Here is a 12,952-nt window from a genome sequence, read left to right as displayed (position 1 = left end):
CTCTCAATGTTATATGGTCAAAAGAAAAAAGCAGATCCTGAATCAAGTTCAGGATGACAAGCTGGTATAGTAGGGCTTTTTTACTGAGTGGACAGCACTTACATACGCGTTAAAATAATATTTTCTTGAGTAGTATCTAAAACACACTCGACTATAAAAAGAAAGCACTTACGCCAAAGTCATGTCATCCTGAACTTGATTCGGGATCTGCTCTTTGTACAAGAAATTCTCTTACTCCCTGGTATGTCATCCTGAATTTAATTCAGAATCTGCTCTTCGCTTTTCTACTTTCCCATGCAGCTGTCAACGATCAAGGGTAACTCTTCAAATCATCTTGCGACTTCTCAGGGCCTTGGTCTTCAAATTCTGAAACTACTTCATCGCCGGTCATCATTTTGGTCTTATTGGCGAAGTCATAGTAATGCGGCTTTTGCTCAACATAGATCTGTTCATCGAAATGAAACTTATCGCTGTCAGCAAACAGGCCCACTGGGATGTAATACTTGTCGCTATCCGTGAGGCGATAGAAGAGGTGAGTGCCACACACATTACAAAAGCCGCGCTCAGCCCATTCGGAGGATTTATAGACACTGATATGGGCATCATTTTCGAGTATCAGGCCATCGCCACCATCAACCGCCAGCAATGGGCCACCCGACCAGGTTCGGCACATAATACAATGACAGGCGGCGATACTTTCACCGAGATTGGGGGCGCTGATCCCTGTTTTTCCACACAGACATTGAGCAGTTGCATAACTCATGGCGGTAATTTCCTTTATTAGTCCGATAAAATACAAGAATATCCATAAAACCTAATGTTTTATAGGGCTTTTTGCTATATCCTATTGCATATAAACATCGGATTCCCCGATAATTTCACATTCAACACCTTAATCAGCCTCATAACCCAGGTTGACGGGTGTTTTTTGCGACTGTGATTTTGAACGATTTCAGTTGCTCATTAAATTAACAAACAGATTGAGTAATAGCCCATTCGTAGGGGCTATATTCGAAGAGAGAGTAAAATGCCTGTAATTACATTACCTGATGGAAGTAAGCGTGAATTCGACCACGCAGTTTCAGTTTATGACGTTGCAAACGACATAGGTCCCGGATTAGCCAAAGCTGCATTAGCTGGCAAAGTGAATGGTCAAATGGTAGACACCAGCTTTGTTATCGAAAACGATGCGGATTTAGCAATCATCACCGAACGCGATGAAGATGGCCTCGAGGTCATTCGACACTCAACCGCTCACTTGTTAGCTCAAGCTGTACAGCGTTTGTTTGATAACGTTCAGGTAACCATCGGGCCAGTAATTGATAATGGCTTCTACTACGATTTCGCAACGGACAAGCCATTTAGTGAAGATGACCTGCGTGCCATTGAAAAAGAAATGGAGAAGATCTCAAAAGAGAACTTAGAGGTTGAGCGCACTGAAATGGAGCGTGATGAGGCAGTTGCCTTCTTCCGCAACATGGGCGAAGAGTACAAGGCTGAAATTATCGAGTCGATTCCACAAAACGAAACGCTATCGTTATATCGCCAGGGCGAGTTCATCGACCTGTGCCGTGGCCCACACGTACCCTCGACTTCAAAACTGAAAGCATTCAAGTTGATGAAGGTTGCAGGCGCTTACTGGCGCGGCGACTCTAACAATGAAATGCTTCAGCGCATTTACGGTACGGCCTGGACTAACAAGAAAGATCTGAAAGCCTATTTACACCGCTTGGAAGAAGCGGAAAAGCGCGATCACCGTAAAATCGGAAAGGCTTTGGACCTGTTCCATATTCAGGAAGAAGCACCGGGCATGATCTTCTGGCACGACAAAGGCTGGACGATTTATAAAACCCTTGAGCAGTATATTCGCGAGCGCCTGAAAGAACACGACTATCAGGAAGTGAAAACACCTCAAATGGTGGATCGCTCATTGTGGGAAAAATCAGGACACTGGGATAAGTTCGGCGACGATATGTTTACGCTGAAATCAGACGAGCGTGATTATGCAATCAAGCCAATGAACTGCCCATGCCACGTACAGATTTTTAACGTTGGTCTAAAAAGTTATCGTGACCTGCCATTACGCATGGCTGAGTTTGGTTCTTGCCACCGTAATGAACCATCGGGTGCTTTGCACGGCATCATGCGTCTGCGCAACTTCGTGCAGGACGATGCGCACATTTTCTGTACTGAAAATCAAATTCAGTCGGAAGTGTCGAAGTTCATCGAAATGTTATATGACGTTTACGCTGACTTTGGTTTTACTGACGTTATCGTTAAGTTGTCTACTCGTCCTGAACAGCGTGTGGGTTCGGATGAAGTCTGGGACAAAGCCGAAGCAGCGTTAGCCGATGCTCTGAAAGCTAATAACATTGAATTTGAATACCAGCCAGGCGAGGGCGCCTTCTATGGCCCGAAACTTGAGTTCACCCTAAAAGACTGTCTCGAGCGACACTGGCAATGTGGTACCATTCAGGTTGATTTCTCAATGCCGGGCCGACTGGACGCAGAATATGTGGCCGAAAGCGGCGAGCGCGAAACGCCAGTGATGTTGCACCGCGCGATTTTGGGGTCACTTGAAAGATTCATCGGTATTTTGATTGAAGAATTCGCTGGAAAATTCCCTGCTTGGCTGGCTCCAACTCAGGCTGTTGTCATGAATATTACCGACAAACAGGCTGATTTTAGCCAAAAAGTGGTCGAATCCCTGAAAAATAAAGGATTTAGGGTGAATTCGGACTTGAGAAATGAGAAGATCGGCTTTAAAATTCGCGAGCAGACTCTAGCACGCGTGCCATTCTTGTTAGTGGTCGGTGATAGAGAAGTCGAAAATAACCATGTTGCAGTCCGTACTCGCGACGGCGAAGATTTAGGCAGCATGAGTATTGAAGCCTTTGCTGAGTTGCTAGAAGCAGAAGTTGCGAAGCGAGCCAGAAAGGCTGACTAGGCACTAATTAAAGAGGAAAATTACCATCAGAAAAGGTGATAAGCGCTCTGACAGACAGCGCATAAATGAAGATATCCGGGTGAAAGAAGTTCGCCTGATAGACGCCACCGGTGAAAATGTCGGTGTAGTAGGAATCAAAGAAGCCCTGGCGCAAGCTACTGAAGCTGGCCTGGACTTAGTGGAAGTTTCGCCAGATGCGAATCCTCCAGTCTGTAAAGTGATGGATTTCGGTAAGTTCCTTTTTGAGCAGAAGAAAGCGAAAGCTGCTGCTAAGAAAAAGCAAAAAGTAACTCACGTGAAAGAAATCAAGTTTCGCCCAGGGACGGACATAGGAGACTACCAGGTAAAACTACGCAACCTGATACGTTTCCTCGAAGACGGGGACAAGGCGAAAGTAACTGTTCGCTTCCGTGGTCGTGAGATGGCGCACCAAGAACTCGGAATGGAGTTGTTGAAGCGTGTCGAAAAAGACCTGGAAGAATACGGAGCAGTTGAACACCGCCCATCAATGGAAGGTCGTCAGATGACGATGGTGATTGGACCCAAAAAGAAGAAGTAAGTAAGAAGAGTCTCGCAAGAGCACTTACATTCTTCATAGGTTGGGCAGCACGGTTTAACCACTGAGCTGTCCGTTTTAGTAACTAGTCATGCGCTCAAACGATTGCATAATTTAAAGCAATGGCCATGACGGGTAACAATGCGAGTATATTACTATGCCAAAGATGAAAACTGACCGCGGTGCATCGAAGCGTTTCAAGAAAACTGCTTCTGGCCGTTACAAGCACAAACAATCACACTTGCGTCACATCCTGACCAAGAAATCTACTAAGCGTAAGCGTCATTTACGTCACGCAAAATTAGTTGATGCTGCTGACACACGTTCAATCGATCGTATGTTGCCAAACGGTTAAGGTGAGGATTAAGAGATGCCAAGAGTAAAACGTGGTGTGACTGCCCATGCGCGTCACAAGAAAATCTTAAAGCAGGCTAAAGGTTATTATGGTGCACGTAGTCGTGTATTCCGTGTAGCCAAACAAGCTGTTATCAAAGCGGGTCAATATGCATATCGTGACCGTCGTCAGCGTAAACGTCAATTCCGTGCTTTATGGATTGCTCGTATCAATGCTGAAGCTCGTGTACACGGTTTGTCTTATAGCCGTTTTATCAATGGTTTGAAAAAATCAAACATTGAAGTTGATCGTAAAATGCTAGCAGAATTAGCGGTTTTTGATAAAGTAGCATTTGCTGCTTTTGCAGACCAAGCTAAATCTGCCCTTGAAGCTTAATAAGCTGATAACTGTTCTTTAACGAGAAGAGTATTTTAGTCGCCCCCGGGTGACGAGCGATTGAAGTAAAAAGGAAGGGCAGAAATGCTCTTCCTTTTTTTATGCATTTTCAATTAGAGACTTTTTGAGTCACTTATAGACATAGCACTTAACAACGAGAATTCTCATGGTCGATACACAGGGTACGAGTCAACAGGACTCCAGTTTACAAGAGATTATTTCGCAGGCTGAACAAGAGATTTCAGCGGTTCAGAGCATTCCTGAGCTAGAGCAGGTCAAAGCCCGATTCGTGGGTAAAAAAGGCCTTATCACAGCACAGATGCAGCAAATGGCAAAACTTCCACCAGAAGAGAAGCCGAAGTTTGGTGCCCGTGTCAACGAAGCAAAAAAAGAAGTGTTCGCCATTATTGAGGCGAAGCACAAAGCGATTAAAGACGCTGAAATTGCCAAGAAACTGGCCAGCGAAACGATAGATGTGACATTGCCTGGTCGCAATATTCAGGACGGTGGTGTGCATCCGGTTAATCGCACCTTACACAGAATTGAATCCTATTTTGCTCAGATGGGCTTCTCAGTTGAAGAAGGTCCAGAAGTGGAAGACAACTTCCATAACTTCACCGCGTTGAATATCCCAGAGCATCACCCGGCGCGCGCCATGCACGATACCTTCTACATTGACGCCGAGCGTTTATTGCGTACGCATACCTCGCCAGTACAGATTCGTGTGATGGAAGAGCAAAAACCACCATTTAGAATCATCGCACCTGGCCGTGTATATCGTTGTGACTCAGACTTGACGCATACCCCAATGTTCCATCAGGTTGAAGGCCTATTAGTAGACGAAAGCACCACGTTCGTGGATTTAAAAGGTATTTTAGACGAATTTCTGAAGCACTTCTTCGAAAAAGATTTGGCTGTTAGATTCCGTCCCTCATACTTCCCATTCACTGAGCCATCGGCAGAAGTGGATATCCAATGTGTGATGTGTAATGGCGATGGTTGCCGTGTCTGTAGCCATACAGGCTGGCTGGAAATCCTTGGTTGCGGCATGGTCCATCCAAAAGTGTTGGAAGCCGTTGGAATCGATAGCGAAAAATATACCGGCTTTGCCTTTGGTATGGGCGTTGAGCGTCTGACCATGTTGCGTTACGGCGTGAACGATTTACGTTTGTTCTTTGAGAACGACTTGAATTTTTTGAAGCAGTTTAATTAATTGCACGGGCTTAGATTCATGTCATTCCCGTGAAGGCGGGAATCCATAAAAGCTCTTTAAAAGAATAGACTCCCGCCTTCGCGGGAGTGACGAAAATATAAGCGAATAGCAAAGCTACAAAGAGTAGCAAACTAGGTAAAGCATTATGAAATTCAGTGAAAAGTGGTTAAGAGAGTGGGTAAACCCTGAAATTTCTACTCAACAGCTGGTAGAAAAATTAACAATGGCTGGCCTGGAAGTTGATGGTTTCGAATACTTAGGCAATAAATTCTCAGGTGTTGTGGTTGGCGAGATTCTGGAAGCCGAGCAGCATCCAGATGCGGATAAACTGCGAGTCTGCAAAGTTTCTGTTGGTCCAGCCAGCGACGAAGAGCTACAAATTATCTGCGGTGCGCCGAATGCACGTGCTGGCATCAAAGTCGCGGTAGCCATGATTGGCGCGGTGTTACCGGGCGACTTCAAAATCAAGAAAGCCAAGCTTCGTGGCATTGAGTCGCAAGGCATGTTGTGCTCATCCACCGAGCTAGAAATTGGCGAAGATGGTGACGGTATTCTTGAGCTGGATAGTCAGGCGCCACTCGGTCAGGACATGAAAGACTACTTCGACCTCAATGATCACGTTATTGAAGTCGATCTAACACCAAACCGTGGTGATTGCCTAGGCATTCGTGGTATTGCCCGTGAAGTGGGAGTACTAACGCAAACTGCTGTTACCGAGCACAAGCCACAGGCTTTGACTCCTGAAATCAGCGATGTCTTACCTATTAAGCTTTCTGCACCACAGGCCTGTCCGCGTTATCTTGGTCGAGTTATTAAAGGCATAAACCCGCAGGCGAAAACACCAGACTGGATGGTTAAATACATCGAGCGCTCTGGCGTTCGTTCAATTGATCCGGTTGTAGATGTGACTAACTATGTATTGCTTGAGCTTGGTCACCCGATGCACGCGTTCGACCTTAAACAGATTGAAGGCGGCATTGATGTTCGTATGGCGAAACAGGGCGAGAAGCTGACTCTGCTAGACGGTCAGGAAGTTGAGCTAACTGACGATACCTTATTGATTGCAGATCATAACAAGCCACTAGCTATTGCCGGTGTAATGGGCGGTGAGCATTCAGGCATTAATAGCCAAACCGACAACATCTTCCTCGAAAGCGCTTACTTCGACCCTATTGCGATTGCCGGTCGTGCTCGCCAATATGGCCTGCATACAGATGCATCGCATCGTTATGAGCGCGGGGTAGACTTTGAATTGCAACGTACTGCTATGGAGCGTGCGACTGAGTTATTACTTGAAATTGTCGGTGGTCAGCCAGGCGACATCATCGAAGCCGTTGATCACGACGCCATGCCAAGCAAGCGCCACCTGCGTTTGCGTCGTCAGCGCATCGAACGCGTTGTCGGCTTCCCATTTGCCGATGATCAGGTGCAGGACATCTTAACGCGCCTCGGCCTTAAACTTACCGCCAACGCAGACGGTTGGGACGTCGTTGTGCCGAGCTTCCGTTTCGATATCGACAACGAAGAAAGCTTGATTGAAGAACTGGTTCGCGTCTATGGCTACAACAAGATCCCAAGCCGCAAGCCACAGGCCGAAATGGCCATGTTCGACCAGCCGGAAAACCGCGTCTGGAAAAACGACATGCGCGATGTACTGGTTAAACGCGGCTATCAAGAGGTCATTACCTACAGCTTCGTAGAACCTGAGTTCCAGTTGCAACTGCACCCAGGCATTGAGCCATTGTCGCTGATGAACCCGATTTCCAGCGAAATGGCGGTTATGCGCACTAACTTACTGCCGGGCCTGGTTAACACCGCGAAATTCAACATCAACCGCCAACAGAACCGTATCCGTATCTTCGAACTTGGCTTACGCTTCATTAACTCTGGCGATACCTTGCAGCAGATCCCGACCATTGCCGGTCTGGTCTGCGGCCTGCGTAACAAAGAAAGCTGGAACACCGATGGTGAGAAAGTGGATTTTTATGACCTGAAAGGCGACGTGGAAGCCTTGTTGCAGGCTACTAACAAGTCATACGACTTCGAAACTCTGCACATGGACATTCTTCACCCAGGCCAGGCTGCGGAAATTGTGGTAGACGGTCATGCCGTAGGTTATATCGGTAAAATCCACCCACAGGTTCAGCAGGAAATCGACCTGGATATCGACGCATTCGTGTTCCAGATGGACCTTGCACCGCTTTCTGAGCGTAAATTGCCCGAATTTAAGCCATTATCCAAGTTCCCATCCATTCGACGCGACCTTGCGCTAGTTGTAGAAGATTCTGTGAAGGCGGGCGAATTACTTGATTTTATTGTAAAAAATGGTGGGAAATTACTGACAGATGCCCATATTTTTGATATATACAAGGGTGAGCACTTGGAACCAGGCAAGAAAAGTATTGCATTGGCCATGACACTCCGTCATCCGGACAAGACGCTAGAAGACGCAGAAATCAATGCTGTGGTCGATAAGGTCGTGTCTGGACTTGCTGAGCAATATGGAGCGGTATTAAGAAACTAGCCGCTTCCACTGGAATCAAAGGGGATATATTATGGCACTGACAAAAGCTGACATGGCAGAACGTTTGTACGAAGAGCTGGGGCTCAACAAGCGTGAGTCGAAAGAAATCGTAGAAGCGTTTTTCGAGCAGATCCGTGATGCCCTGGAAGATGGATATAACGTCAAACTTTCCGGCTTCGGAAACTTTGAACTCAGGGACAAGGCACAAAGACCTGGGCGTAACCCTAAAACCGGAGAAGAAGTTCCAATCAGCGCGCGGCGCGTAGTGACCTTCAAGCCTGGACAAAAATTAAGAGGAAAAGTCGCCGACTATGTTGGAACCGAGCAACAATAACGAATTGCCGGCTATTCCCGGCAAACGCTACTTTACTATTGGGGAAGTAAGCGACCTTTGCGCAGTAAAACCACACGTCCTACGCTACTGGGAACAAGAGTTCGACCAACTGGATCCCGTGCGTCGTGGTAACCGTCGTTACTATCAACGCGATGACGTACTAATCGTTCGCCAAATCCGTTCATTATTGTATGAACACGGTTATACGATTGGCGGAGCCAGACAATGCCTGAGCGAGAGCAACGGCGAAGAAGCTCCGGTCAACAAGGCGCAAATCGATGAGTTAATTGAAGAACTTGAAAAGCTCAAGCAATTCTTAGCAGCCTAACCCCAGCTAAGAATAAGCAACAACAAATCATTGCAATATCAGGAAAATGCGGTACTATTGGCACCGCATTTTTTATTGCCTAATTGAAAATGCTAGTCGGAGCGTGGCGCAGCTTGGTAGCGCACTTGCATGGGGTGCAAGGGGTCGGAGGTTCAAATCCTCTCGCTCCGACCAATTCATAACCAGAATTCAGCCAGTTTAGATTAAATAGTAATCAAAACTGACCGGTTATGAAAAATAACAGAAAAAACAGCGATTTTTTTGCTAAAAAGGCTTCCATAAGGAAACTTCATACGGTATTATTTCGCGCAATTCGGAGAGGTGGCAGAGCGGCTGAATGCACCGGTCTTGAAAACCGGCGTGGGTTTGTAGCCCACCGTGGGTTCAAATCCCACCCTCTCCGCCATATCTTAAAAAGACGCTAACCAGCGTCTTTTTTTATGCCTGAAGTTCTTGGTTAGCTTATCCGAGCAAAGTCGATAACCATCTGTGGAACAAATCACCATATCCCCAAACAACAGTTCCAAGCACTAGCATAGTCTTAGCAATGATCTCGCCTACATCAATCCATCTCTCAAGTTTCTGGAGGTACATGGTTTCTATTAGCGACTTATTTTTCATAGTCAAACTGACCAGACCGATTTCCGCAAAGATTGCCAAAGCAACTGCAATTGAACCACTTCTCTGAAACCATACTTCAGCCAGCTCATCAGAGGGTTTTAGCAAGCCCGTCATTGAGGTTATTATGAAAAGTAAAGAGGTAATTAGCATGGCGTATATAATTATTAACTTTCTTTTGAATGTCTTTTCCATCAGGGTACGTTTTATTAATTACGGATATAAAATCTTATCACTAAGTTACGCTTTTAACAGATATGCTTTTAATGCATATTTGCATTAATTCAAAAGTTGAACGGGGTCACATTTAAAGCTAGTATCAATGGGCTACAAATTGATACATAAGATGAGTTTATTAAAGTCAGTCCTAAAATCAGCAACTACTAATAAATAAGCATAGTTTATTCAGTAAGCATATGTTGTTAATACAAAAGGAGTAATTAGTGTTACTTGATAATAAAAATAATGGCTATGTTGGCGAGGAGCTAAAAAAATATAACTTTCAATCTTCTAAGCTTTCGGTTTTATCTAGCATGTTTACTCTTTATGGATTTAATGCATTAAAAGAAGAGTTGAAAAAATTAAAGAGTGCAAGAGTTCTACTGACTTCCTGGGAAGACGTGTCTTTACAAACACTAATCGGTGGATGGCAAGAAGTTAGACTAATTAACCAACTAGACCAAAAAAGTATAGCAAAGGAGTTCGCAGCTTGGTTAGAGAATAAAGCAGAAGTTAAATTCTGTACTGAAGAGCAGGCTGGACAGAATTTAATAAGCTTAGAATCTGAAAGTGGTAGCTTTTCTATCCATGGAAGTGCCACTATAACCCCAACTGGTCTTGGGCTTGTCCGTGCAAATAACATCCAGATGAATACTGGCTTTTCAGACAGTGAAACGACCCAGCAACTTTTAAGTATGTTCGATGGAGTCTGGAACGATGAGGTAGCGACACAAGATATTAAGCAAGACCTTATAAAAAAAATTAATTTTATAGCTTCTCACCAACCAGCATATTTTGTTTACTATCTAACTCTATACAGTATCTTTAAAGACTTTCTTACAGATTTTGATGAAGAAAACATTATCCGGAGCAAGACGGGTATAAAAGACACTATTGTGTGGAATAAACTGTATAAGTTCCAAAAAGATGGTGTTTTAGGTGCTATTGATAAGCTTGAAAAGCATAATGGCTGTATTATTGCGGACAGTGTCGGTCTTGGTAAAACGTTTGAAGCACTTGCTGTTATAAAGTATTACGAACTACGCAATGACCGTGTGCTTGTTTTGTGTCCTAAAAAGTTGCGTGAAAACTGGACTGTCTACACCATTAATGACAAGCGTAATCTGCTTGCCTCTGATCGCTTCAACTTTGATGTTCTGAACCATACAGACTTAACCCGAGATAAGGGTTACTCAGGAGAAATCAACCTGGAAACCGTTAATTGGGGCAATTATGATCTTGTAGTTATTGATGAATCGCATAATTTCCGTAATAGTCCAAACAAAGCAGAAGGAAAAACACGCTATGAGCGGCTAATGAACGATATTATTCGCTCAGGGGTTAAGACTAAAGTGTTAATGCTTTCAGCAACGCCCGTTAATAATCGGATGAATGATTTAAAGAATCAAGTAGCATTTATTACAGAGGGACGAGACAACGCTTTTTATGATCTCGGTATCCAGAATATCGACTCAACGTTAAGATTAGCTCAAAAGCGATTTAATCAATGGTCTAGTGAGCCAGTTGAAAGCAGAACCACTGCTTCTCTTCTTGAAATCATGAACTTTGATTATTTTAAGCTACTAGATATTGTGACTATTGCCCGTTCAAGAAAGCATATTGAAAAATATTACGGTACAGAAGAAATGGGTGATTTTCCATATCGTTTACCACCCAGAAATATTTATGCCGATATAGACCTTTCCGGTGAATTCCCACCTCTTAAAGAGTTAAATAAAACCATTCGTATGCTTTCTTTAGCAGGTTATTCACCCTTAAAGTTTGTAAGGCACGCAAAAAAAGGAGAATATGCAAGGCGTTACGACCGAGCAGTAGGCGGTGGTAAAGGAGTATTTAAACAAATAGACCGTGAAGAAAGTTTGATTCACTTAATGAGGGTCAATCTTCTAAAGCGAATGGAGAGTTCAATCAGATCATTTAGACTTACCGTGGAGAAGCTAAATACCCAAATTGAACATCTTCTTCAAAAAATCGAGGAGCACGAGGACGGAAGTGTCGAAGAACTAAACATTGAAGAAATACATGATATAGAGCTAGATTCCCCTGAGTTGGAGCCTTTTCTAATCGGTAACAAAACGAAAGTATTGTTGCAAGATATGGATTTAATCAGATTTAAACAGGAACTGGAATCCGATCGACTATTCTTATCGAATATAGCTGGAGCTGCTAGAAAAGTGACTGTTGAGCGTGATGCTAAGTTAGAACAGCTTAAAGACACAATTTCAGAAAAAATCCTGTACCCCCTAAATCCCAATAACAAGAAAGTCATTGTTTTTACGGCTTTTGCTGATACAGCTCAGTACCTTTACAATCATTTATCGAGATGGATACAAAAAGAGCATGGCTTACATAGTGCATTAGTGACTGGATCAGGTACGAATAAAACGACCTTAACGGGGGTTGGGGGTGATTTAAACAATATTCTTACTGCATTTTCTCCAATATCGAAAGAAAGAGATAAGCTTGATCTGGGGCAAACTGCAGAAATTGATCTGTTAATAGCTACTGACTGTATAAGTGAAGGCCAGAACCTCCAGGATTGCGATACCCTGATTAACTATGATATTCATTGGAATCCAGTAAGAATCATTCAGCGATTTGGCCGAATTGATCGTCTTGGCTCAAAAAACAGCCAAATTCAGCTGATTAATTTTTGGCCAAACATGGAGCTTGATGAGTACATTAATCTAGAAGCAAGAGTTTCCGGGCGCATGGTATTACTTGATATATCAGCTACCGGAGAGGAAAACGTCATTGATGAAAGCGATAACGAGATGAATGATCTAGAGTATCGCCGAAAACAGCTACAGCAACTCAAAGACTCTGTTATCGACCTTGAAGATATGGCTGGCGGTGTTTCGATTACCGACTTAACCCTGAATGATTTCCGTATGGACCTCTCGGACTACATGAAACGGGACCGTGAGTCGCAAAAAGGGGCTGGTGTCGACAAGTTGCCAGATCTCGAAATGGCTCCATTAGGTTTGTTTTCTGTTGTTCCCCTTGATGAAGAGCTTAAAGACGATGGTTTCAAGCCCGGTGTTATTTTTTGCCTGAAAAACCTCAAGACTGGCAAGCAAGCGGTGCAGGTTGATAGCAATTATCCATTAGCACCTTATTTCTTTATCTATGTCACTGATGATGAGACGATTCAGCTTAACTTTACTCAGAGTAAGAAAATCCTCGATTTAATGAAAAGGCAGGCATTTACCTATAGTGATGTAGTAGAAGAGTCTACACAATGGTTTGATGACGTTACCAACAAGCAAAAAGACATGTCCCATTATCAGCGATTGCTTGCGGTGGCCATTGATAGTATTCAGGATAAAAGCGAAGAAAAGGGCGTAGAAAGCCTGTTTACCAAAGGGGGAACAGTCCTTTCCGCTTCCAGTGCACAGGGGATTGAAGACTTTATGGTTGTGTCCTATGTGGTGTTGACCGAGCATGCTTAAAAAAAGAGTC

Annotated in this window: 11 protein-coding genes and 2 tRNA genes; 11 read left to right on the top strand and 2 right to left on the bottom strand. The window is 44.1% G+C overall.

From position 1 onward, the window contains the following. Nucleotides 1-310 precede the first annotated feature (310 nt). Complete coding sequence (locus CW740_RS08015) at nt 311-763, bottom strand: GFA family protein (RefSeq protein ID WP_106647018.1); 453 nt, start codon at nt 761-763, stop codon at nt 311-313. Nucleotides 764-1,027: 264 nt separating this feature from the next. On the opposite strand from CW740_RS08015, the gene thrS reads away from it, so the two are divergent. The 10 genes from thrS (at nt 1,028) to CW740_RS07965 (ending at nt 9,038) form a co-directional block, all read left to right on the top strand. Next, a complete protein-coding gene (thrS, locus tag CW740_RS08010; protein ID WP_106647017.1) occupies nt 1,028-2,947 on the top strand; it encodes a threonine--tRNA ligase in 1,920 nt (639 codons plus the stop codon). A gap of 25 nt (nt 2,948-2,972) precedes the next feature. After that, nucleotides 2,973-3,506 carry a translation initiation factor IF-3 gene (gene infC, locus CW740_RS08005; RefSeq protein ID WP_198555390.1) on the top strand — a complete coding sequence of 178 codons (534 nt, stop codon included), beginning with the start codon at nt 2,973-2,975 and terminating at the stop codon, nt 3,504-3,506. A 154-nt stretch (nt 3,507-3,660) separates the two neighbouring features. After that, nucleotides 3,661-3,858 (top strand): 50S ribosomal protein L35, encoded by a 198-nt coding sequence (gene rpmI, locus CW740_RS08000; protein ID WP_015780731.1) that lies wholly within the window; start codon nt 3,661-3,663, stop codon nt 3,856-3,858. Between the two features lie 15 nt (nt 3,859-3,873). Continuing rightward, nucleotides 3,874-4,233, top strand: a complete 360-nt coding sequence (gene rplT / locus CW740_RS07995) for a 50S ribosomal protein L20 (protein ID WP_018624520.1) — start codon at nt 3,874-3,876, stop codon at nt 4,231-4,233. 166 nt (nt 4,234-4,399) lie between these two features. Then, nucleotides 4,400-5,446, top strand: a complete 1,047-nt coding sequence (pheS, locus tag CW740_RS07990) for a phenylalanine--tRNA ligase subunit alpha (protein ID WP_018624521.1) — start codon at nt 4,400-4,402, stop codon at nt 5,444-5,446. 145 nt (nt 5,447-5,591) lie between these two features. Continuing rightward, nucleotides 5,592-7,970 (top strand): phenylalanine--tRNA ligase subunit beta, encoded by a 2,379-nt coding sequence (gene pheT, locus CW740_RS07985; RefSeq protein ID WP_106647015.1) that lies wholly within the window; start codon nt 5,592-5,594, stop codon nt 7,968-7,970. Nucleotides 7,971-8,001: 31 nt separating this feature from the next. Further along, entirely contained in the window at nt 8,002-8,304 is a 303-nt protein-coding gene (locus CW740_RS07980) for an integration host factor subunit alpha (RefSeq protein ID WP_015780727.1), read from the top strand. Then, nucleotides 8,282-8,632: a MerR family transcriptional regulator gene (locus CW740_RS07975; protein ID WP_015780726.1), complete on the top strand. Its 351-nt coding sequence runs from the start codon at nt 8,282-8,284 to the stop codon at nt 8,630-8,632. Before CW740_RS07980 ends, CW740_RS07975 begins: the two co-directional genes overlap by 23 nt. Before the next feature lie 97 nt (nt 8,633-8,729). After that, a tRNA-Pro gene (locus tag CW740_RS07970) sits at nt 8,730-8,806 on the top strand. Between the two features lie 141 nt (nt 8,807-8,947). After that, nucleotides 8,948-9,038 (top strand) — tRNA-Ser (locus CW740_RS07965). A gap of 56 nt (nt 9,039-9,094) precedes the next feature. Here the strand turns inward: CW740_RS07965 and CW740_RS07960 are convergent. Then, on the bottom strand, nt 9,095-9,367 hold the full coding sequence (locus CW740_RS07960) for a hypothetical protein (RefSeq protein WP_157826407.1): 273 nt from the start codon (nt 9,365-9,367) through the stop codon (nt 9,095-9,097). A 326-nt stretch (nt 9,368-9,693) separates the two neighbouring features. Here CW740_RS07960 and CW740_RS07955 point away from each other — a divergent pair, with 326 nt between their 5' ends. Further along, on the top strand, nt 9,694-12,942 hold the full coding sequence (locus tag CW740_RS07955; protein WP_106647013.1) for a helicase-related protein: 3,249 nt from the start codon (nt 9,694-9,696) through the stop codon (nt 12,940-12,942). The last annotated feature ends 10 nt before the right edge of the window (nt 12,943-12,952 follow it).

It is taken from the genome of Kangiella profundi, assembly GCF_002838765.1.
GTDB lineage: Bacteria > Pseudomonadota > Gammaproteobacteria > Enterobacterales > Kangiellaceae > Kangiella > Kangiella profundi.
The sequence above is the reverse complement of the archived record's forward strand: the minus strand, read 5'-3'. Positions and strand labels throughout refer to the sequence as shown.

Excerpts from the sequence above, each read along its gene's own strand:
- thrS (WP_106647017.1), top strand. The coding sequence starts at position 1,028 with ATGCCTGTAATTACATTACCTGATGGAAGTAAGCGTGAATTCGACCAC.
- CW740_RS07980 (WP_015780727.1), top strand. The coding sequence starts at position 8,002 with ATGGCACTGACAAAAGCTGACATGGCAGAACGTTTGTACGAAGAGCTG.
- CW740_RS08015 (WP_106647018.1), bottom strand. The coding sequence starts at position 763 with ATGAGTTATGCAACTGCTCAATGTCTGTGTGGAAAAACAGGGATCAGC.
- CW740_RS07960 (WP_157826407.1), bottom strand. The coding sequence starts at position 9,367 with ATGACGGGCTTGCTAAAACCCTCTGATGAGCTGGCTGAAGTATGGTTT.
- rplT (WP_018624520.1), top strand. The coding sequence starts at position 3,874 with ATGCCAAGAGTAAAACGTGGTGTGACTGCCCATGCGCGTCACAAGAAA.
- pheS (WP_018624521.1), top strand. The coding sequence starts at position 4,400 with ATGGTCGATACACAGGGTACGAGTCAACAGGACTCCAGTTTACAAGAG.
- CW740_RS07975 (WP_015780726.1), top strand. The coding sequence starts at position 8,282 with ATGTTGGAACCGAGCAACAATAACGAATTGCCGGCTATTCCCGGCAAA.
- rpmI (WP_015780731.1), top strand. The coding sequence starts at position 3,661 with ATGCCAAAGATGAAAACTGACCGCGGTGCATCGAAGCGTTTCAAGAAA.
- pheT (WP_106647015.1), top strand. The coding sequence starts at position 5,592 with ATGAAATTCAGTGAAAAGTGGTTAAGAGAGTGGGTAAACCCTGAAATT.